17 protein-coding genes are annotated in these 19,845 nt (G+C 70.5%); 7 read left to right on the top strand and 10 right to left on the bottom strand.

All coding sequences use genetic code 11. The annotated features are described in order from the left end of the window. Together trpS and KGQ19_RS02660 are read right to left on the bottom strand one after the other, a co-directional pair. Window positions 1-1,041, bottom strand: a complete 1,041-nt coding sequence (gene trpS / locus KGQ19_RS02665) for a tryptophan--tRNA ligase (protein ID WP_212007421.1) — start codon at window positions 1,039-1,041, stop codon at window positions 1-3. Window positions 1,042-1,045: 4 nt separating this feature from the next. Next, complete coding sequence (locus KGQ19_RS02660; protein WP_307856330.1) at window positions 1,046-2,686, bottom strand: hemolysin family protein; 1,641 nt, start codon at window positions 2,684-2,686, stop codon at window positions 1,046-1,048. Between the two features lie 152 nt (window positions 2,687-2,838). Here KGQ19_RS02660 and ddaH point away from each other — a divergent pair, with 152 nt between their 5' ends. The 3 genes from ddaH to KGQ19_RS02645 all read left to right on the top strand — a co-directional run bounded on the left by ddaH (window position 2,839) and on the right by KGQ19_RS02645 (window position 5,735). Next, the gene (gene ddaH, locus KGQ19_RS02655; protein WP_212007420.1) at window positions 2,839-3,681 is read left to right on the top strand and encodes a dimethylargininase; all 843 of its coding nucleotides are present in this window, start codon (window positions 2,839-2,841) and stop codon (window positions 3,679-3,681) included. Between the two features lie 22 nt (window positions 3,682-3,703). Beyond that, window positions 3,704-4,942, top strand: a complete 1,239-nt coding sequence (rocD, locus tag KGQ19_RS02650; RefSeq protein WP_212007485.1) for an ornithine--oxo-acid transaminase — start codon at window positions 3,704-3,706, stop codon at window positions 4,940-4,942. A gap of 352 nt (window positions 4,943-5,294) precedes the next feature. After that, on the top strand, window positions 5,295-5,735 hold the full coding sequence (locus KGQ19_RS02645) for an Lrp/AsnC family transcriptional regulator (RefSeq protein ID WP_194893377.1): 441 nt from the start codon (window positions 5,295-5,297) through the stop codon (window positions 5,733-5,735). A gap of 98 nt (window positions 5,736-5,833) precedes the next feature. Here the strand turns inward: KGQ19_RS02645 and KGQ19_RS02640 are convergent, their stop codons facing one another. Further along, window positions 5,834-6,823, bottom strand: a complete 990-nt coding sequence (locus tag KGQ19_RS02640; RefSeq protein ID WP_212007419.1) for a malate dehydrogenase — start codon at window positions 6,821-6,823, stop codon at window positions 5,834-5,836. Window positions 6,824-7,048: 225 nt separating this feature from the next. Here KGQ19_RS02640 and KGQ19_RS02635 point away from each other — a divergent pair, with 225 nt between their 5' ends. Both KGQ19_RS02635 and KGQ19_RS02630 read left to right on the top strand, forming a co-directional pair. Further along, window positions 7,049-7,864 carry a VOC family protein gene (locus KGQ19_RS02635; RefSeq protein ID WP_212007418.1) on the top strand — a complete coding sequence of 272 codons (816 nt, stop codon included), beginning with the start codon at window positions 7,049-7,051 and terminating at the stop codon, window positions 7,862-7,864. An 84-nt stretch (window positions 7,865-7,948) separates the two neighbouring features. Further along, window positions 7,949-9,169, top strand: a complete 1,221-nt coding sequence (locus tag KGQ19_RS02630; RefSeq protein ID WP_212007417.1) for a M20 metallopeptidase family protein — start codon at window positions 7,949-7,951, stop codon at window positions 9,167-9,169. Between the two features lie 127 nt (window positions 9,170-9,296). Here KGQ19_RS02630 and KGQ19_RS02625 read toward each other — a convergent pair whose 3' ends face one another. Continuing rightward, entirely contained in the window at window positions 9,297-11,333 is a 2,037-nt protein-coding gene (locus tag KGQ19_RS02625; RefSeq protein WP_212007416.1) for a DUF8189 domain-containing protein, read from the bottom strand. A 104-nt stretch (window positions 11,334-11,437) separates the two neighbouring features. On the opposite strand from KGQ19_RS02625, the gene KGQ19_RS50835 reads away from it, so the two are divergent. Continuing rightward, window positions 11,438-12,463 carry a hypothetical protein gene (locus tag KGQ19_RS50835; RefSeq protein WP_268907678.1) on the top strand — a complete coding sequence of 342 codons (1,026 nt, stop codon included), beginning with the start codon at window positions 11,438-11,440 and terminating at the stop codon, window positions 12,461-12,463. A 232-nt stretch (window positions 12,464-12,695) separates the two neighbouring features. Here the strand turns inward: KGQ19_RS50835 and KGQ19_RS02610 are convergent, their stop codons facing one another. The 6 genes from KGQ19_RS02610 to purN form a co-directional block, all read right to left on the bottom strand. Then, on the bottom strand, window positions 12,696-13,928 hold the full coding sequence (locus KGQ19_RS02610) for an NADP-dependent isocitrate dehydrogenase (RefSeq protein ID WP_212007414.1): 1,233 nt from the start codon (window positions 13,926-13,928) through the stop codon (window positions 12,696-12,698). 110 nt (window positions 13,929-14,038) lie between these two features. Beyond that, window positions 14,039-14,347 carry a DUF3017 domain-containing protein gene (locus KGQ19_RS02605; RefSeq protein WP_212007413.1) on the bottom strand — a complete coding sequence of 103 codons (309 nt, stop codon included), beginning with the start codon at window positions 14,345-14,347 and terminating at the stop codon, window positions 14,039-14,041. A gap of 57 nt (window positions 14,348-14,404) precedes the next feature. Further along, window positions 14,405-15,535, bottom strand: a complete 1,131-nt coding sequence (locus tag KGQ19_RS02600) for an Rv3169 family protein (protein WP_212007412.1) — start codon at window positions 15,533-15,535, stop codon at window positions 14,405-14,407. 69 nt (window positions 15,536-15,604) lie between these two features. Next, entirely contained in the window at window positions 15,605-16,453 is an 849-nt protein-coding gene (locus tag KGQ19_RS02595) for a bifunctional methylenetetrahydrofolate dehydrogenase/methenyltetrahydrofolate cyclohydrolase (RefSeq protein WP_212007411.1), read from the bottom strand. A gap of 13 nt (window positions 16,454-16,466) precedes the next feature. Next, window positions 16,467-18,038 carry a bifunctional phosphoribosylaminoimidazolecarboxamide formyltransferase/IMP cyclohydrolase gene (purH, locus tag KGQ19_RS02590; protein WP_307856328.1) on the bottom strand — a complete coding sequence of 524 codons (1,572 nt, stop codon included), beginning with the start codon at window positions 18,036-18,038 and terminating at the stop codon, window positions 16,467-16,469. Then, window positions 18,035-18,796: a phosphoribosylglycinamide formyltransferase gene (gene purN, locus KGQ19_RS02585; protein WP_307856327.1), complete on the bottom strand. Its 762-nt coding sequence runs from the start codon at window positions 18,794-18,796 to the stop codon at window positions 18,035-18,037. The genes purH and purN overlap by 4 nt, the downstream gene beginning before the upstream one ends. 137 nt (window positions 18,797-18,933) lie before the next feature. On the opposite strand from purN, the gene KGQ19_RS02580 reads away from it, so the two are divergent. Further along, window positions 18,934-19,839 carry a hypothetical protein gene (locus tag KGQ19_RS02580; RefSeq protein ID WP_212007409.1) on the top strand — a complete coding sequence of 302 codons (906 nt, stop codon included), beginning with the start codon at window positions 18,934-18,936 and terminating at the stop codon, window positions 19,837-19,839. The last annotated feature ends 6 nt before the right edge of the window (window positions 19,840-19,845 follow it).

Genomic DNA, 19,845 nt, shown 5'->3' with positions numbered 1-19,845 from the left:
TCAGTTCCCCGCCGCGGGCAGGAATCCGACGCGGTCGTAGACCTCCGACAGGGTCCGCGTCGCGATGGCCCGGGCCTTGGCCGCGCCCTCGGCCAGGACCGCGTCCAGCTTGTCCGGCTCGGCCAGCAAGGCCTGGGTCCGCTCCCGGAACGGGGTCACGAAGTCGATGAAGACCTCGGACAGGTCCTTCTTCAGGTCGCCGTAGCCCTTGCCGTCGTAGGCGGCCTCGAGCTCGGAGATGGTCCGGCCGTCCAGCGCCGCGTAGATCGACAGCAGGTTGGAGATGCCGGCCTTGTTCTGCTCGTCGTAGCGGATCTCGCGCTCGGTGTCGGTGACCGCCGAGCGGATCTTCTTGGCCGAGACCTTCGGGTCGTCCAGCAGCTCGATGATGCCGGCCGGCGAGGAGGCCGACTTCGACATCTTCGCGCCCGGCTCCTGCAGGTCGGTGATCTTGCCGGTGGCCTTGATGATGAACGGGTCCGGCACCGTGAAGTAGTCGCCGTAGCGGCCGTTGAAGCGCTGCGCCAGGTCCCGGGTGAGTTCCAGGTGCTGCCGCTGGTCCTCGCCGACCGGGACCGCGTCGGCGTTGTAGAGCAGCACGTCGGCGGCCATCAGCATCGGGTAGGTGAACAGCCCCACGTTGGTGTTGGCCGCGCCTTGCTTGCCGGACTTGTCCTTGAACTGGGTCATCCGGCTGGCCTCGCCGAACCCGGTCATGCAGGTCAGCACCCAGGCCAGCTGCGCGTGCTCGGGCACGTGGCTCTGCACGAACAGGGTGCTGCGCCCGGGGTCGATACCGGCCGCGAGCAGCTGCGCGGCGGCGATCCGGGTGCGCTGGCGCAACAGCTTCGGGTCCTGCTCGACAGTGATCGCGTGCAGGTCCACCACGCAGTAGATGGTCTCGTGGGTCTCCTGCAGCGGCACCCACTGCCGGATCGCGCCGAGGTAGTTGCCGACGTGGAAGGAGTCGGCGGTCGGCTGGATCCCGGAGAAGACGCGCTTGCGACCGGAGGACTGGGGAGCGGCTGCCATGAGCCCCATTCTCTCAGATCCGCGGCTCGCTTTGATCGGGTTCTCCCTGGATCTCCTCCCCGCGGCCGGACCCGGCCAAGGGGTCGGCACCATCAGTGTCCGGATCATCACCAGAGGTGAGATCAGAGGCGGGATCACCGGCTGATTCGGCTGCGGTGAGATCAGAGGCGAGATCACCGGCTGATTCGGCGGCGGTGGCCGTGGCCTCGGCAGGCTCGGCATCGACATCGGTTTCGGTGTCGATCTCGGCGCCGGAGTCACCCGAGTCGGAATCGCCGGCCTCATCACCAGCCCCGACCACCGCGACCCCGCCCTCCGGCAGCCGCGTGATCCGGATCCGTGCGATCCGTCGGCCGTCCATCTCCGCCACCCGCAGCTGGTAGCGGTGCACCTCGCGTTCGACGTCCTCGTCGTCGTCCACGTCGCCGAGCCCGCGCACCGTGTCGAAGGCCACCACGACCTCGTCGCCGAGCTGCGGCAGCCGGCCGAGCTGGGCCACGATGAAGCCGGCCGCGGTCTCGTACGGGCCGTCCGGCAGCTCGATGCCGGACTCGTCCATGAAGTCGTCGAGGTTCAGCAGGCCGTCGACCTCCATCACCCCGCCGACCAGCCGGGTGGTGCCGGCCTGGCCGACGTCGTACTCGTCCTGGATGTCACCGATCAGCTCCTCGATCAGGTCCTCCAGGGTGACGATGCCGGCGGTGCCGCCGTACTCGTCCACGACGATCGCCAGGTGCGTGGACTCCGCCCGCATCTCCGACAGCGCCGCGAGCAGCTGCTTGGAGGTCGGCAGCATCTTCACCGGCCGGGCGATCTCCTCCAGCCGGATCGAGCGCCCGGCCAGCTCCGGGTTGAGGAAGTCGCGCACGTGCACGAACCCGATGACGTTGTCCGCCGAGCCGTCGATCACCGGGTAGCGGGAGTGCGGCTCGGAGGCGGCGATCCGCCCGGCCTGCCGGATCGGCATGCTGCCGTCCAGGAACGTGACCTCGGTCCGCGGGACCAGCACCTCGCGCAGCTGCCGGTCGCCGGCGTCGAAGATCTCGTCGATCAGCTCGCGCTCGTCGCTGTTCAGGGTCTGGTTCCCGGCCACCATCAGCCGCAGTTCCTCCGAGGACACCGCCTCCCGGCCCACGTCCGGGTCGCCGCCGAACAGCCGGACCACGCCGTTGGTGCACACCGACAGCAGGAAGATGAACGGCCGGACCACCGCGGCCATCCGGTTCAGGAAGGGCGCGACCGCGCGCGCCGTCGGCTCCGGCCGTTGCAGTGCCAGCCGCTTGGGCGCGAGCTCGCCGATCACCAGGGTGACGAAGGTGATGACCAGGGTGACCCCGACGACCCCGACGAATCCGGCCAGGCCCTCGCCGAGCCCGGCGCTGATCAGGCCGCGCTTGGCGCTCTCGGACAGGGTGATGGCGCCGTAGGCCGAGGACAGCAGCGCCGTCAGGGTGACGCCGATCTGCACCGTGGCCAGCCACCGGTTCTGGTCGCGCACCAGTTTGGCCACCACCTGGCCGCGGCGGCCTTGTTGGGCCATGGTCTCGATCTGGCTCTCGCGCAACGAAACGAGCGCGATCTCGGAGGCGACGAACAGCGCCTCGATGAGGATCAGCGCCAGCACGACCAGGATGGACACGAGAATGGGGCTCACGTCCTGATTGTAGGGAGCCCGGGCGCCGGCCCGCTGGGACGGCAGGGGCGCAATGAAACGCCTGTGACCGACCGATCTTCGCAACGATCGCCCGACGACACGCAACGATGGTGCCTTGAGCTGGGGAAACGCGGTACTTATGCTCAGGTTGCATGACCCCCGAGTCCTCCGGCGCCCCCTCGGCGACCCAGCGCGTGGCGATTCCGCGCCGCTATCTGATGTGCCCGCCCGACCACTTCGCGGTCGCCTACGCCATCAACCCCTGGATGCACCCGGACCAACCGGTCGACGCCTCGCTGGCCGCGCGCCAGTGGGAGACCCTGCGCGACGCCTACTTGAACCTCGGCCACCAGGTGGAGGCCATCAAACCGATCGAGGGCCTGCCGGACATGGTGTTCGCGGCCAACGGCGCCACCGTCGTGGGCGGCAAGGTGCTCGGCGCCTCGTTCCGGAACAAGGAGCGCGTGCCGGAGGGTCCGGCGTACATGGAGTGGTTCCGCAAGAACGGCTTCGCCGAGATCCACGACCCGCAGTTCATCAACGAGGGTGAGGGCGACTTCCTCTACGCCGGGGACTGGATCCTGGCCGGCCACGGCTTCCGGTCCGACCCGAACGCCCATCTGGAGGCGCAGGAGTTCTTCGGGATGCCGGTGATCGGGCTGCGCCTGGTCGACCCGCGCTACTACCACCTGGACACCGCGCTGACGGTGCTCGACCACGAGACCATCGCCTACTACCCCGAGGCGTTCTCGCCGGGGTCGCGGGCGGTGCTGAACACGCTGTATCCGAACGCTGTCATCGCCACCGCCGAGGACGCCGCGGCGTTCGGGCTCAACGCGGTGTCCGACGGCCTGCACGTCCTGCTCCCCCAGGCCGCCACCGGCATGGCGGCGCAGCTGGCCGAGCGCGGCTACGAGCCGATCGGCATGGACCTGTCCGAACTGCTCAAGGCCGGCGGCTCGGTCAAGTGCTGCACGCTGGAACTCCGAGGCTGAGAGGAGCCCCGCCGTGACCACGATCCCTGAGACCGACCGCACCGGCCAGCACGCTCCGCCCTCGGACCGGGCCAAAGCGCTGATCGCGCAGTCCGACGCGCACACCGCGCACAACTACCACCCGCTGCCGGTGGTGATCACCGAGGCCGACGGGGCCTGGGTGACCGACGTCGACGGCAACCGCTACCTGGACATGCTCGCCGGGTACTCGGCGCTGAACTTCGGGCACAGCAACCCGGTGCTGCTGGCCGCCGCGCGCGAGCAGCTGGGCCGGGTGACGCTGACCTCGCGGGCCTTCCACCACGACCAGTTCGGGCCGTTCGTCGCCGAGCTGGCCGAGCTGTCCGGCAAGGACGCGGCGCTGCCGATGAACTCCGGGGCCGAGGCCGTGGAGACCGCGCTGAAGACCGCGCGCAAGTGGGGCTACCAGGTCAAGGGCGTGCCCGAGGACCGCGCGCAGATCATCACCTGCGAGGGGAACTTCCACGGCCGGACGCTGTCCATCGTGTCGTTCTCCACGGATCCGGACGCCCGCAACGAGTTCGGGCCGTTCACCCCGGGGTTCGTCTCAGTGCCCTACGGCGACGCCGCGGCGATCGAGGCGGCCATCACCGACGACACCGTGGCCGTGCTGCTGGAGCCGATCCAGGGCGAGGCCGGGGTGCTGGTGCCGCCGGACGGGTATCTCGCGGCGGTGCGCGAGGTCTGCACCCGGCGCGGTGTTCTGATGATGGCCGACGAGATCCAGTCCGGACTGGGCCGGACCGGGTACACGTTCGCGTGTGACCACGAAGCCGTGGTGCCGGACGTCTACATCCTGGGCAAGGCGCTCGGCGGCGGGATCCTGCCGGTGTCGGCGGTGGTCGCGAACCGGGACGTGCTCGGCGTGTTCCACCCCGGCGAGCACGGCTCCACCTTCGGCGGCAACCCGCTGGCCTGCGCGGTCGGCCGCGCGGTGGTCGGCCTGCTGGCCACCGGCGAGTACCAGGCCCGGGCCCGGACGCTCGGCGCGCATCTGCACGCGGCGCTGGCCGAGCTGCCGCCGGAGATGGTGCGCGAGGTGCGCGGGCGCGGCCTGTGGGCCGGCGTGGACATCGATCCCTCCTACGGGACCGGCCGGGAGATCTCCGAGCGGCTGATGGCGCGCGGGGTGCTGGCCAAGGACACTCACGGTTCGACGATCCGGCTCGCGCCGCCGCTCGTGGTGACCGCCGAGGACCTGGACTGGGCCGTGCTGCAACTACGGAGCGCTCTGGGTTGATACTGTCTGTCGGTCGCGACGGACCCGGCCTCGGCGGCCGGGTCCGCGCGACGTGATCGGCCGCGCTCGCGGCGGGGGTACGGCCCGCTGCGGGCGCGGCTTCGTTTGTTGAGACGTGTGGCGAGGGGTTCTGGTCTCGTCGGTGGCGGGATTTCTTCACCGTGCCGTGATTCCGGCGTCCGGCCGGTGGCCCCGGCATGGACGACGGGTGTCGCCTTCGACGAAGAAGTGGCGTCACCCCTTCGCCGCAATCGTTCGTTCCTCGTGGTGTGGCGGATTGTGCGCGGATCAGTCGGCCGGATCGGGATCGGGCGTCCGGGGCCGCGGGACCGCGGACCGCTAATCTCAGGGCATGGACAGCCTCGACCGCGCCATCATCGACGCGCTGCGCCGCGACGCGCGGGCGTCCTTCGCCGACGTCGGGGCGGGGGTGGGGTTGTCGGCTTCGGCGGTGAAGCGGCGGGTGGACCGGCTGCGGGCCGACGGGGCGATCCGCGGGTTCTCGGTGATCGTCGACCAGACCGCGCTCGGCTGGACCACCGAGGCCTTCGTCGAGGTCTACTGCGGGGACCGGACGTCGCCGGACGTGATCCGGGAGTGCGTTTCGCGGCACCCGGAGGTGGTCGCCGCGTACACGATCACCGGGGACGCCGACGCGCTGCTGCACCTGGTCGCCGAGAACACGCAGCACTTGGAGGAGGCGCTGGAACGGATCCGGCGGGAGCCGGAGATCCAGCGGACGCGGTCGGCTTTGGTGCTGACGCGATTATTGGCCCGGGATCCGTTGCTGTGACCCGCGACGGTCGGCGATAAAAGGCAAGAAACGGCCCGGCTCCCGCGGTGTGCGGGGCGCCGGGCCGTCCGTCTGCTCTGACCGTGCGGCTGAGCCGCTCAGATCAGGCCGAGCTGCTTCACCGCGTCGCGCTCCTCGGACAGTTCCTTGACCGAGGCGTCGATGCGGCCGCGCGAGAACTCGTCGATCTCCAGGCCCTCGACGATGCTCCACTCGCCGCCCTTGGTGGTGACCGGGAAGGAGGAGACCAGGCCCTCGGCGACGCCGTAGGCGCCGTTGGAGACGACGCCCATGGAGGTCCAGTCGCCCTCGGCGGTGCCGTTGACCCAGGTGTACATGTGGTCCAGGGCGGCGTTGGCGGCCGAGGCGGCGGAGCTGAAGCCGCGGGCCTCGATGATGGCCGCGCCGCGCTTGGCGACGGTCGGGATGAAGGTCTTCTCGATCCACTCCTGGTCGTTGACGACCTCGGCGGCGTTCTTGCCGGCGATCTTGGCGTGGAACACGTCCGGGTACTGGGTCGCGGAGTGGTTGCCCCAGATGGTCAGGTTGGTGATGTCGGCGACCGGGGCGCCGGTCTTCAGCGCCAGCTGGCCCAGGGCCCGGTTGTGGTCCAGGCGGGTCATCGCGGTGAACCGGGACTTCGGGACGTCCGGGGCGTGGGCGGCGGCGATCAGCGCGTTGGTGTTCGCCGGGTTGCCGACCACCAGGACCTTGATGTCGTCGGCGGCGTGCGCGTTGATGGCCTCGCCCTGCGGCTTGAAGATGCCGCCGTTGGCCTCCAGCAGGTCGCCGCGCTCCATGCCCGCGGTGCGGGGGCGGGCGCCGACCAGCAGCGCCACGTTCGCGCCGTTGAAGCCGTCCTTGGGGTTGTCGTGGATGTCGATCCCGGCCAGCAGCGGGAACGCGGAGTCGACCAGCTCCATCGCCGTGCCCTCGGCGGCCTTGACCGCCTGCGGGATCTCCAGCAGGTTCAGCTTCACCGGCACGTCCGGGCCCAGCAGGTGGCCGGAGGCGATGCGGAACAGCAGGGCGTAGCCGATCTGGCCGGCCGCGCCGGTCACGGTGACGTTGACGGGGGTGCGGGACATCGCTTGTGGCTCCTGCGTTTATGTGAAGGTTCCGTATGGATGTGTTGCCAGCCCACAGGCTACTCCTGGAGTACCTGCGAGGTTTCCGTCAGGGAGCGCCGACTCCTGTGAGAAAGCAGACATACGCGGGAAGCGGGCGATCCCGGTTCCGCGCTCGGGTCGTGACTGTCGGTGCCGGGTGGAAGACTCGATCCTGTGTGACGCACCTCACAGGAAGGCCCTCTCATGATCACCTCGGAGAACACCCCCGGCCTGCCCGGTTGGATCGATCTCGGCTCCCCCGACCCCGGCGCCTCGGCCGCCTTCTACGGCCGGGTCTTCGGCTGGACCGCGGAGCAGATGGTGCCGGATTCCCCGGAGGATCCCGGCTACTGGTTCCTGCGCAAGGACGGGAAGTCGGTCGCCGGGCTCGGCGGGCTGACCGATCCGGCCGACAAACCCGACTGGATGACCTACGTCCGGGTCGCCGACGCCGCCGCTTCGGTGGCCGCCGCCGAGAGGGGCGGCGCCAAGGTGCGCGTCCCGGTCACGGGGATCCCCGGCGAGGGCTCCTTCGCCCAGCTCACCGATCCCAGCGGCGCCGAGTTCGCGCTCTGGCAGTCCGGCGAGGTCACCGGCTTCCAGGCCTGCTGCGTCGAGGACACGATGCTCTGGACCGAGTTGTGGACCCGCGATCCGGCGGCGGCGAAGTCCTTCTATCCCGCGCTTTTCGGCTGGCAGGTGGAGCCGTATATGGAGGGCGCGCCTGAGGGCGGCGGCTACGACATGTGGACGACCCGGTCCGGCGACCCGATGGCCGCGTTCGGCGGGATCATGACGATCACCGACCAGGTGCCGATCCAGGACGAGAAGTGGGTCCCCTACTTCATGGTGGCCGACGCCGACACGACCGTGGCCCGGGTGACCGGCTCCGGCGGCACCGTCCTGATCCCGGCCGCCGACGCCCCGCCCGGACGGCTGGCCGCGCTGACCGACCAGTTCGGCGCGCGGTTCAACATCCTGCAGCCGGCGCCGATGGCCGGGCCGCCGGACGGGCGGTAGGCGGGCGCCGAAGCGTCCGGGCATCACCGGCGGTCAGGCGATCATCACGATCGCGGATCTGGACAGCCGGTGCACGATGGCAGCATGACCTACACCGATGACGCCAAGGAGCTGCAGGACGATCTGGTCCGGCTGCGCCGCGACCTGCATCGCATACCCGAGATCGGCCTTGAACTGCCCCGCACCCAGGAGCGGGTCCTGGCCGCGCTCGAGGGGCTGCCGCTGGAGATCAGCCTGGGCAAGGAGCTGAAGTCGGTGACCGCGGTGCTGCGCGGGACCGGCGCGGCGGGCGGCACCGGAGACTCGCAGAGTGCCCAGGCGCAGGCGGTGCTGCTGCGCGGCGACATGGACGCGCTGCCGGTGGTGGAGAGGACCGGCCGGGACTACGCCGCCGACGGCCCGAACATGCACGCCTGCGGCCACGACCTGCACACCGCGATCCTGGTCGGCGCGGCCCGGCTACTCAGCGCGCGCCGCGACCGGCTGGCCGGCGACGTGGTGTTCATGTTCCAGCCCGGCGAGGAGGGTGACGACGGGGCCGGGCGCATGATCCGCGAGGGCGTGCTGGACGCCGCCGGTCCGCGGGTGGTCGGCGCCTACGGCCTGCACGTGCTCTCCGACAAGATCCCCCGCGGGTCGGTCGGCTCCCGGGCCGGGACCCTGATGGCCGGGGCCGACGAGCTCCTGGTGACGGTGCGCGGCGCCGGTGCGCACGGCTCGCGGCCGCACACCGGCCGGGACCCGATCCCGGTGGCCTGCGAGATGGTGGTGGCACTGCAGTCCCTGGTCACCCGCAAGTTCGACATCTTCGACCCGGTGGTGATCACCGTCGGTGCCTTCCACGCCGGGACCGCGTCGAACATCATCCCGGACGACGCCGCGTTCCACCTGACGATGCGCTCGTTCTCGCACGCGTCCCGGGCCCGGCTGCTGGAGACGGTGCCGGACCTGCTCAACGGCATGGCGGCGGCGTATGGCTGCGGGGTGGACATCACCTACAAGGAGCAGTACCCGCCGACCGTGAACCACGACGCCGAGGTCGACTTCCTCCAGGAGGTCACGAGCGAGATCCTCGGCGAGGAGCGGTTCCTGCGGCTGGCCGACCCGAACCCCGGGGCCGAGGACTTCTCGCGGGTGCTGGAGGAGGTGCCGGGGACTTACTGCTTCCTCGGCGCCTGTCCGGTGGACGACTTCGAGAACGCGCCCTCGAACCACAGCCCGCTGGCCGACTTCGATGATTCGGTGCTCGGGGATGGGGCCGCGCTGCTGGCCTCGCTGGCCGACCGGCGGCTGGCACGCGGCTGAGCGGCTGAGCGGCTGAGCGGCGGCTGATGCGCGGCTGACCGGTTGAGCGGCCGGCGCGCGGCTGAGCGGCCGGAAAAGCCAAGCGGCCCCGGACGACAGGTCCGGGGCCGCTCAACTGTCGCCTATCTCAGCTCCCTGCCAACTCCCACTGCCCGTACGGGCTCCCCGCCCCCGGTGCCGACTGCCGCGCCACGTGCAGCGCGCCGTCCCGTTCGAAGGCCAGCACCACCTGACGCCCGCGCCGGTCGAGCGCCACGACCGGGGCGCCGAGGATCACATTGCCCAAGTCCGGGAAGTTGCTGAAGCCGATGTTCGGCGCGTCCTGGACCAGCAGGCTCACCCCGCCCCCGGGGTTGCGGGTGGCCAGCGTCATGCGGCCGTCGCTGCCGGCGTTGGCCGAGACGCCTTCGAGCCCGAACGGGCCGATGGCGCCGGAGGTGGTGGTCCAGAAGCCGGTCGGCCGCTGCCATTGCGTAGCGACTTTCCCGGTGTCGGCCTGCACGTAGAAGATCTGCATGCGGCCGTCGGAGTTGCGGCTGATGCTGACCGGTCCGGCGGTCGGCGGGCCGACCGGCACCGGGTCGATCGGGTAGGCGCCGGTGTCCGGGTTCTCGCTCCAGTGCAGCAGGCCGCCGATCGACGGCGCGAACAGCTCGACGTGGCCGTCCGGGGCCAGGCCGGCGGTGATGTCGTCGCGCACCAGGTAGCCCTTGATGTCGGCCCAGTCCGACGGCCAGCTCCCGTCCGGGTTCTGCCGCAGCATGCTGACCCCGCTGCCCCAGTTCCGGACGAACACGGTCAGTCGGCCGTCGCGCTCGGCCACCACGGCCGGATTCCCGGTCAGGACCTGCTGATCCGGGTTGGAGTTGGGATTGCCGAGCACGGTCCATGGTCCCCAGGTCCCGGTGGCGTTCTCGGCGGTGGTGACGATCTGGTTGTCCGCCAGGCGGATCCCGACGATGTGCAGGGTGCCGAAGCCGTCCTTGATCAGGGTCAGGGTCGAAGCCAGCGGGACGCTGCCGGGGACCGGGATCGGCCCGGTCCAGGTGCCGCCGGAGGCGTTCTCGCGCCAGATCTGGACCTTGTTGTCCAGCATCGCCACCGCGTTCAGGCGCCCGGTGGAGTCCAGCGCTGTCCACGCCACTCCGTTGGTCCAGCGTGGGTATTCGCGGTGGAGGAACTTGGAGTAGAAGTCGTTGTACGGATTCGGCTCGGGATCGTTCTGCCCGCTGTAGTCCTTTTCGGTGGCATGGCGATTGGGGCCGACATAGGTGAGGAACTCGTCCTGTTTGTCGGCGAACGTGGCGGGATCCAGGTTCCCGGGATCGGCGTCGATCGTGTAGGTCCGATAGTCCCGCAGCAGGAGATGTCCCTTGTTCTCAGGCCCGTGCCACCCCTGGGACGCGACGCCGACGAACCGGGAGACCCCGATGTGGTCGATGTTGAGATCCTTGTAGGGGTAGCCGACGTTGGGGTCCAGGGACAGGACCGTGCTGGCCTGGTAGCGCTCCATCAGATCGGTGAAGGTCAAGAGCAGGTCTTCGCGGTTGTACGTCTGATGCGCCCACTGCGGGTCGCAGTCGTTGCCGCCGGGCCGATCGCCGTCGCCGGGGTCGCTGCCCTCCGACCTCTCCTTGAACCGGGAGTTGGGATGTGCGAAGAGGTCGTAGATGTTGGCGAAGTCGCCGTCCTTCGGATCCGGCGGCTCCGATTTGAAGTGCCCGTTACCGGCCTCGTGCAGGCGCAGGAAGACAAGCTTGGTCGTGCGGCGCTGGTTGAGGGTGTCCTCCTCGATGACGTGGCCGTCAATCGTGATGGCGGTCTTGGTCCAGGTCGGGTTCTGGATACCGCGGGAGTGCGCCGCGCGCAGGCCGTCGAACCTGCTGGCCGAATACGCGCACGGGTCGGGGAACTCCTTGCCCGGGTCGCCGTGGTTGGTGGCGTCCCCGCCGGTGACGTAGACGGTCGTGGTGGGGACGTCGTAGTCCTGCTTGAGATCCGGTTCCATGAACAGCAGGTCGTCGTCCGGATGGGCGAGGATCGCCAGGACCGACGGCTGCACCGCGTTGGTGTCGGCGGACGCGGGCGGCCCCCACACCGCCGCCATGGCCGTCGTGACGAGGAAGGTGGTCAGGCCTGCCGCGGCCTTGGTTCGAATGCGCATATAAGACACCTGTCTGCCCGGCTCGCGGAGCCATCCGGCGCCAATCGGTGATTTCATGGCGAAATGTACATCAATGACCTCACACCGGGTCATACGGTTGCCTTGTGAAATCTGCAAAGGTCGCATCGATCGCCGTGGCAGCCCTGGCTGGAATCGTCGTGCTCCCCGCGGCCGCGGCCCGCGCGGACACGCCCGCGCCGGTGCCCGAGATGTTCACCACGGACTCCGTGTTCACCGTGCCCGCGGGCGTCACCCAGGTCACGGTGACCGTGGCCGCGGCCGGAGGCGGCGGGGGCGGCGACAGCACCGCGCCGGGCTATCAGGCCTGGGGCGGCGGAGGCGGCGGCGAGGGCGGTCTGGTGACCTGCCAGCTGACGGTGACGCCGGGCGCCACGTACAACGTCGTGGTCGGCGGAGCCGGCGGCAGCGGCGGGAGCCAGGGCGCTCCTGACACCGATCCGACCGCGGGCTACGGCGACGACGGCGGCCAGGCGGGCGCCGACCGGTCCGCGAACGCGGCCACCGGCGGAGCCGGCGGAGCCCAGGGCGGCGGAGGCGGAGGCGGCGGGACCGGAGCTGCTTCGCCCACCCAGATTCCGAGCGGCTACGGCGGCGCCGGCGGTGGCGTCGTCCCCGGATCCGGCGGACGCGGCGGCCAGGGCACGGTCGACGAGATCCCGGGTGGCGGAGGCGGCGGAGGCGGCGGCGCGAGCAGCTTCGGAAACGGCGACACCATCGCCTATGCCTTCGGCGGTGGCGGAGGCGGCGCCGGGCAACTCGACCAGCACGAAGGCGGCTACGGCGGGGGCGGCGGAGCCGGCGGCGCGGGCGGCGTCTGCAAGCAGAATGGCCAGGTGATCCCGGCGACGCAGAACATCTCCGGGCAGAACGGGAGCCGCGGCGCGTCCAACGCCAGCGAATACACCGTGTTCGGCGGCGACGGCGGCGGCAGCCTCGCCCCCGGCGGCGGCAACGGCGAGGGCGGACCCGCGCAGGACGGCGGCAACGGCGGCAGCGGGGGCGGTTCGCAGCCGCCGAGCTCCTCGGGAGACCCCACACCGCCGGTCAACGCGGCGCCCGGATTCGGCAACAACGGGGTTGTGTTCGTGACCTACACGCCGGCGTCGTAGCGCGCGCCTCGATTCTCGCGGCACGCCGCAGAACCCGGCGTTGTCGCGAGAGTACGAGCCCGGAAACGCGTGAGGTGCGCGGCCACGGGGGCCGCGCACCTCACGAGGTACTTCGGAGCACAGAGCTCAAAACCCAAGGGCCATAGAGCCCAGCGTTCAAAGCCCAGGGCCAAGCGTTCAAAGCCCAGAGCCGAGCGTTCCGAGCCCAGGGCTCAGGGCCGAAGACTCAGCCTCAGGCCGAGGTCATCGCCTTCTGCAGGTTCTCGTCGATCGCGGCGAGGAATTCCTGGGTGGTCAGGTACGGCTGGTCCGGGGAGACCAGCAGCGCCAGGTCCTTGGTCATCTTGCCCTCCTCGACGGTCTGGACGCAGACGCGCTCCAGGGTCTCGGCGAACTTCACGACCTCGGGGGTGTTGTCGAACTTGCCCCGGTAGGCCAGGCCCTGGGTCCACGCGTAGATCGAGGCGATCGGGTTGGTGGAGGTGGGCTTGCCCTGCTGGTGCTGGCGGTAGTGCCGGGTCACGGTGCCGTGCGCGGCCTCGGCCTCGACGGTCTTGCCGTCGGGGGCCATCAGGACCGAGGTCATCAGGCCGAGGGAGCCGAAGCCCTGGGCGACGGTGTCGGACTGGACGTCGCCGTCGTAGTTCTTGCACGCCCAGACGTAGCCGCCCTCCCACTTCAGCGCGGAGGCCACCATGTCGTCGATCAGGCGGTGCTCGTAGGTCAGGCCGGCCTTGTCGAACTCGGTCTTGAACTCGGTGTCGAAGATCTCCTGGAAGATGTCCTTGAAGCGGCCGTCGTAGCCCTTCAGGATCGTGTTCTTCGTGGAGAGGTAGACCGGGTAGCCGCGGTTGAGGCCGTAGCGCATCGAGGCGCGGGCGAAGCCGCGGATCGACTCGTCCAGGTTGTACATCGCCAGCGCGACGCCGGAGCCGGGGAAGTCGAAGACGTTGAGCTCGATCGGCTCGCCGCCGTCCTTCGGGGTGAAGGTCAGGGTCAGCGTGCCCTCGCCGGGGACCTTCAGGTCGGTGGCGCGGTACTGGTCGCCGAAGGCGTGGCGGCCGACGACGATCGGCTTGGTCCAGCCCGGGACCAGGCGCGGGATGTTGCTGATGACGATCGGCTCGCGGAAGATCACGCCGTCCAGGATGTTGCGGATGGTGCCGTTGGGCGAGCGCCACATCTTCTTCAGGCCGAACTCCTCGACCCGCGCCTCGTCCGGGGTGATGGTGGCGCACTTCACGCCGACGCCGTACTGCTTGATCGCGTTCGCCGCGTCCACGGTGACCTGGTCGTCCGTGGCATCGCGGTGCTCGATGCCCAGGTCGAAGTACTTCAGGTCGACATCGAGGTAGGGCAGGATCAGCGAGTCCTTGATGAACTGCCAGATGATCCGGGTCATCTCGTCGCCGTCGAGTTCGACGACGGGGTTCGCGACCTTGATCTTGGGACCGGAGTAGGCCATGGCGGACGTCCTTACGGATCGGGAATTATCTCGACCTCAAGATACATGCCTCGCGGCACCGATCGCCAAGCGGCCGCCGAACCCGGTCCGGACCGGCCGGCCCGGGCCCGTCAGTTCGAGAATATCCCCTGCACCAGCAGCCCCAACACCACCAGCGTCAGGCCGACGACCGTGTACATGCCGACGTCGACCGCCCGGCGCCGGACGGCCAGCGTGCCGGCCACCCGGGTGGGCAGGAACAGCCGGAGCCCGGCGCCCATCAGCAGCGACAGGCCCATCACCGCGGCGCCCTGGAAGACCTCGTTGTGCAGTATCACCGTCATGCCGAAGCCGAAGCCGGCCAGCACCGCCAGGATCGGCCACTCCGCGGCGACCTGGCGGCCGAAGGAGGTCCCGGGGGGACGGTTGTTCACTGCCATGCGGGCAACTCTACTTGCGCCGCATGATCGCCAAGACCGCGATCTGTAACGAGCGCGCTACGGCGCCACCGCCAGCCAGTCGCCGAACCCGCTGGGCTTGTGCGCGCCGATGAACAGCGTCTCGAACAGGCCGAACCCGGTGCGGAGGCCCTCTGGCCCGTCGTAGTCGAAGCGCGAGAGCCGCTCGGTGATGCCGAACATCCCGGACTTCGCGGCCGCCTCCGCCGCCGGCAGCACCACCTGCTGGACCACCAGATCAGGCCCTTGATACATGCCGTGCCGCCAGTCGGCGTCCAGGCCGTAGCCGCTGCCGACGGCCATGTGCAGCGGGAGCAACTGCGTCACCCGGACCCGCTCGGCCCGGCCGGCGAAGGTCACCACGGCCGACTTCACGTCCCGGCTGCCGGGACTGTAGTGCAGTTCCAGATCCGGACGGCCCAGGGACTCGGCGTGGCGGCCGTCGCGGAAGACCTTCACCGCCTCCTCCACGACCCGGACACCGTCCTCGTCCTCCTGCGCGATCACCAGGATCGAGAAGTCGTCGAACTGCATCGGCGCGTAGACCCAGTGGAACGTCGGCGGGACCCCGCCGTTGCCGCCGATCCCGGCGGGCTCGGCCTCGCCGACCGGCCGGATGCCCCACGACCGGTCTCGCGACCCCCACCAGGTGTCGGGGGCGACGGCGAGTTCGTCCTCGCCGATCCGCAGCGTCCCGGCCCAGAAGCCGGTCTGCGCCAGCCGCACCGAGTCCATCCAGACCCGGCCGTGGCGCCGCACGAACTGCCGCGGCTCCCGGGTCGCCGGGATCGACGCGGTCCAGGTCAGGTCGAAGGAGAGCTCGTACTCCCCCGGCTCCAGCACGACCCGCAGCCGGTTCAGCGGCTCCAGGACCTCGACGCGGAACGGGCCCACGGATGTATCGCCGCGGTCGTTCCCCAACTCGCGCGAGGCCCGGACCACGCGGTGGACTCCCCGGTGGACGACCGCCGCGAAAGCGTCGGTCACCCCGAGGTTCGGGTACTGCCCCACTCCCAGCGCCATGAAGAGATCGCCGGTGCAGTGATGCACGTTGAAGTAGTAGCGGTCGTAGAAGTTCCGGTCGGAGGTGGCCACGTGCGCCAGCGACTCCGAGGTCTGATGGAACGGGAAATCATCAAGGGGGGACAGGTCCCGATGGTCACCGGACATGTCCCCCCTTGTAAGGGTGATCTGATGAACCGTCAATAGGGACGGCTCATCAGCACCGCCGGAGGCCGCCTAGAGCCGGCGCTCCGCGATCTCCACCACGTTGTTGAGCAGCATCGCCCGGGTCATCGGCCCGACCCCGCCGGGGTTCGGCGACACCCAGCCCGCCACGTCGCGCACGTCGTCCGCGACGTCGCCGGCCAAGCCGCCCTCCCCGCGGGACACGCCGACGTCCAGCACCGCCGCGCCCGGCTTCACCAGTTCGGCGGTGATCAGGTTCGGCACACCGGCGGCGGCCACGACGATGTCCGCCTTCAGGGTGTGGAACGCCAGGTCGCGGGTGCCGGTATGGCACAGCGTCACGGTCGCGTTCTCGCTGCGCCGGGTCAGCAGCAGGCCCAGCGGCCGGCCCACGGTGATGCCGCGGCCGACGATCACCACCTCGGCCCCGGCGATCGCCACGTCGTGACGGCGCAGCAGCTCGACGATGCCCAGCGGGGTGCACGGCAGCGGCGCCGGAGCGCCCAGCACGAGCCGGCCCAGGTTGGTCGGGTGCAGGCCGTCGGCGTCCTTGTCCGGGTCCACCAGCTCCAGGATCGCGTTCTCATCGATGCCCTTGGGCAGCGGCAGCTGGACGATGTAGCCGGTGCAGGCCGGGTCCTCGTTCAGCTCGGCCACGGCCTCGGCGACCTGCGCCTGGGACGCCGAGGCGGGCAGCCGGCGCTGGATCGAGGCGATGCCGACCTGCGCGCAGTCGCGGTGCTTGCTGCGCACGTAGGAGGCGGACGCCGGGTCGTCGCCGACCAGCAGGGTCGCCAAGCCGGGCACGATGCCGCGGGCTTTGAGCGTCTCGACCCGCGTGGACAGCTCACTCTTGATGGTGGCGGCGGTGGCCTTGCCGTCCAGGATCTGTGCGGTCATGTCTGTCGCCTCCTTAGTGGGTGAAGTGCCGGGTGCCGGTCATGTACATCGTGACGCCGGCCTTGCGCGCCGCCTCGATCACCAGCTCGTCGCGCACCGAACCGCCGGGCTGCACCACGGCCTTGACCCCGGCCTCGGCCAGGACCTCGAAGCCGTCCGGGAACGGGAAGTAGGCGTCGGAGGCCGCGACCGAGCCGTGTGCCTTGTCGCCGGCCCGCTGGACCGCCAGCTTGGCCGAGTCGACCCGGTTCACCTGGCCCATGCCGACGCCGACCGAGGCGCCGCCGGAGGCCAGCAGGATCGCGTTGGACTTCACCGAGCGGATCGCGCGCCAGGCGAAGACCAGGTCGGCGAAGGTCTGCTCGTCGGCCGGCTCGCCGCTGGCCAGGGTCCAGGTCGCCGGGTCGTCGCCCTCGGCCTGGTACAGGTCGCCGTCCTGGAGCAGCAGGCCGCCGCAGATCTGACGGAACTCCAGCTTGCGGCGGTTGCGGCTGCCGGTCTTCAGGATCCTGATGTTCTTCTTGGTCTTCAGCGTCTCCAGCGCCTCCGGCTCGTAGTCCGGCGCGCAGATGACCTCGGTGAAGACCTCGTTGACCTGCAACGCCATCGCGTTGGTGACGGTGCGGTTGGCGGCGATGATGCCGCCGAAGGCCGAGACCGGGTCGCACTCGTTGGCCAGCCGGTGCGCCTCGGCGATATCGCCGGCGGAACTGACCGCGATGCCGCAGGGGTTGGCGTGCTTGATGATCGCGACGCAGGCTTCTTCGAAGTCGTGGGCCGAGCGGATGGCGGCGTCGGTGTCCACGTAGTTGTTGTAGGACATCTCCTTGCCGTGCAGCTGCTCGGCGGTGGCGAGGGTGTCCTGCTCATCTTCGTTGATGTAGAGCGCGGCGCCCTGGTGCGGGTTCTCGCCGTAGCGCAGGACGGCCTTGCGCTCGTAGGTGTTGGCGACGAAGTCGGGGAAGCGGGATTCGCCGTCGGGCGCGTAGGCCGAGGAGAACCAGCCGGCGACGGCGGCGTCGTACTCGGCGGTGTGCGCGAAGGCCTCGGCGGCCAGGCGCTTGCGCTGCGCGAAGCTGAAGCCGCCGGCCTGCACCGCGGCCAGCACCGCGCCGTAGTTCGCCGGGTTCACGACGACGGCCACGCTCGGGTGGTTCTTCGCCGCGGCCCGGACCATCGACGGGCCGCCGATGTCGATCTGCTCGACGCACTCGTCGGGGCCGGCGCCGGAGGCGACGGTCTGGGTGAACGGGTAGAGGTTCACCACGACCAGGTCGAAGGGCTCCACGCCGAGCTCGGCGAGCTGCTTGCGGTGGTCCTCCAGCCGCAGGTCGGCCAGGATGCCGGCGTGCACCTTGGGATGCAGGGTCTTGACCCGGCCGTCCAGGCACTCCGGGAAGCCGGTGAGGTCGGCCACCTCGGTGACCGGGATGTCCAGGTCGCGGATCAGCTTCGCCGAGCCGCCGGTGGAGACCAGGGCGACCCCGGCCGCGTGCAGGCCGCGGGCCAGCTCCTCCAGCCCGGTCTTGTCGTACACGCTGACCAGCGCGCGCTTGATCGGGCGGATGTCCTCAGTGGTGCTCACTGGAAGGTGACCTTTCGGTTGTCGATGGTCCAGCCATGGCGGGCCAGCCGGCCCACGACGTCCACGAGCAGTGCCCGCTCCGCCGTCTTGATGCGCTCGTGCAGGGTCGCCACGTCGTCGCCGTCCTCTACCGGGACGGCGACCTGGGCGATCACCGGGCCGTCGTCCACGCCGCCGGCGACGAAGAACACCGTGCAGCCGGTGACCTTCACGCCGTAGGCCAGGGCGTCGGCCGGGCCGTGCATGCCGGGGAAGCTCGGCGAGAGCGCGGGGTGGGTGTTGATGACGCGGCCGCGGAAGGCGGTCAGGAAGTCCGGGCCGAGCAGCTTCATGAAGCCGGCCGAGACCACCAGGTCCGGCTCGTACTCGGCGACCTTGTCGCGCAGCGCGCGGTCCCAGTCCTCGCGGGTGGCGAAGTCCTTGACGCGCAGCGCGAAAGTGGGGATGCCGGCCTGCTCGGCACGGTCCAGACCCTGGATCCCGGTGCGGTCCGCGCCCACGGCCACGATGGTGGCGCCGAACGCGGGGGCGGCCGTGGCACCGAACGCGGGGGCGGCCGGCTCGGCCTTCGCGGCCTGCTGGGCTCTCTCGGCGTGCTCGGCCTTCTCCGCGCGCTGGGCTTTCTCCGCGTGCTCCGCGTCGATCAACGCCTGCAGATTGGTGCCCGAGCCCGAGACGAGGACCACGATCCTCGCCGGGGCGCCCGGGCGGTGTTCCACGAGCCCTGGCGGGCTCTTCGTTCCTTCGGGATGGACCACGACCGCGGCCTCCTTATAGGGGTGTTTGCTGTTGTCTGCCGGTCGGACCCAACCCACTTGGACGGGCGGGGTCGCCATAGGCAACGATAGTGGGCAGGCGGGGCGTTGCCCGCCAGCCGACCAGCGATGAACCGATCATGTCCACGATAACCCGGAGGACTTCCGTGACCGACGCCGAGCAACGGCCCACGCCGACGGACAGCGGGCTCGGCGCCGGTGGCGTCGGGGCCGCTGAGCCGGATGAGCAGGGTGGGGCGTCCGCTTCGGGGGTGGGGACGGAAGAGCTTTCGGCTCCGGCTCCGGTTGCGGCCCCGACTTCGGCCGCGCCTGCGCCCGCAGCTCCGGCTCCGGCTCCGGCTCCGGCTCCGAACGAGGACAACCCGTTCGCGCCGCCTCCGGAAGACGCCGCCGACCGGCAGCAGCCGCCGCGCTCGCCGTGGGGCCCGCCGCCGCAGCAGCCTTACGGCCAGGTGCGTCCGGGACCGGTGCAGCCGTGGGGTGCGGAGCGTCCGCGCGAGCCGGAGCGCCAGCACTCCCCGTGGGGCGACCCGAACCGCTACGGCCCGGTGGACCGGCGCCCGGACCCGCAGAACGACCCGGACCGGCGCTACCGGGACCAGCGCGAGGCGCCGCCGACGCCCACGCGTCCGCCGCGCGATCTGAAGACGCGCTGGGCACTGGGTCTGTCGCTGGGCTCGACGGCGTGCACCATGCTGGCGATCTACCAGGGGCTGGAGACGTTCCCGGCGTGGATCGTCGGGGCGGCGGCCGGGCTGGCGTTCGCGGTGGCGGCGTTCGTGCTGTCGATCTCGGCGCAGCGGACGGCCGCGCTGAAGCATCAGCGGGCGTCCGAGGCCACCGCGAGCATGGTGTCGGCCTCGGTCTCCGGGGTGCTGGCCGGGCTGCTGCTGGTCGCCTCGATCGTGTGGTGGACTCCGTTCAAGGACTACGCCAAGTGCATGCAGGGTGCGAACACACAGGTCGCGCAGAAGGCCTGCCTGACGCAGTTGGAGAACCGGACGGGGATGTCGACGTCGCGCTGAGCGGGT

The sequence above is a fragment of the Catenulispora pinistramenti genome, assembly GCF_018274385.1.
GTDB classification, from domain to species: Bacteria; Actinomycetota; Actinomycetes; order Streptomycetales; family Catenulisporaceae; genus Catenulispora; species Catenulispora pinistramenti.
This window is presented reverse-complemented; position numbering and strand designations above follow the sequence as displayed.

Excerpts from the sequence above, each read along its gene's own strand:
- KGQ19_RS02645 (WP_194893377.1), top strand. The coding sequence starts at position 5,295 with ATGGACAGCCTCGACCGCGCCATCATCGACGCGCTGCGCCGCGACGCG.
- KGQ19_RS02605 (WP_212007413.1), bottom strand. The coding sequence starts at position 14,347 with ATGGCAGTGAACAACCGTCCCCCCGGGACCTCCTTCGGCCGCCAGGTC.
- KGQ19_RS02630 (WP_212007417.1), top strand. The coding sequence starts at position 7,949 with ATGACCTACACCGATGACGCCAAGGAGCTGCAGGACGATCTGGTCCGG.
- KGQ19_RS02595 (WP_212007411.1), bottom strand. The coding sequence starts at position 16,453 with ATGACCGCACAGATCCTGGACGGCAAGGCCACCGCCGCCACCATCAAG.
- KGQ19_RS02640 (WP_212007419.1), bottom strand. The coding sequence starts at position 6,823 with ATGTCCCGCACCCCCGTCAACGTCACCGTGACCGGCGCGGCCGGCCAG.
- ddaH (WP_212007420.1), top strand. The coding sequence starts at position 2,839 with ATGACCCCCGAGTCCTCCGGCGCCCCCTCGGCGACCCAGCGCGTGGCG.
- KGQ19_RS02600 (WP_212007412.1), bottom strand. The coding sequence starts at position 15,535 with ATGTCCGGTGACCATCGGGACCTGTCCCCCCTTGATGATTTCCCGTTC.
- KGQ19_RS02635 (WP_212007418.1), top strand. The coding sequence starts at position 7,049 with ATGATCACCTCGGAGAACACCCCCGGCCTGCCCGGTTGGATCGATCTC.
- KGQ19_RS02580 (WP_212007409.1), top strand. The coding sequence starts at position 18,934 with ATGTCCACGATAACCCGGAGGACTTCCGTGACCGACGCCGAGCAACGG.
- KGQ19_RS02625 (WP_212007416.1), bottom strand. The coding sequence starts at position 11,333 with ATGCGCATTCGAACCAAGGCCGCGGCAGGCCTGACCACCTTCCTCGTC.
- trpS (WP_212007421.1), bottom strand. The coding sequence starts at position 1,041 with ATGGGGCTCATGGCAGCCGCTCCCCAGTCCTCCGGTCGCAAGCGCGTC.
- KGQ19_RS02610 (WP_212007414.1), bottom strand. The coding sequence starts at position 13,928 with ATGGCCTACTCCGGTCCCAAGATCAAGGTCGCGAACCCCGTCGTCGAA.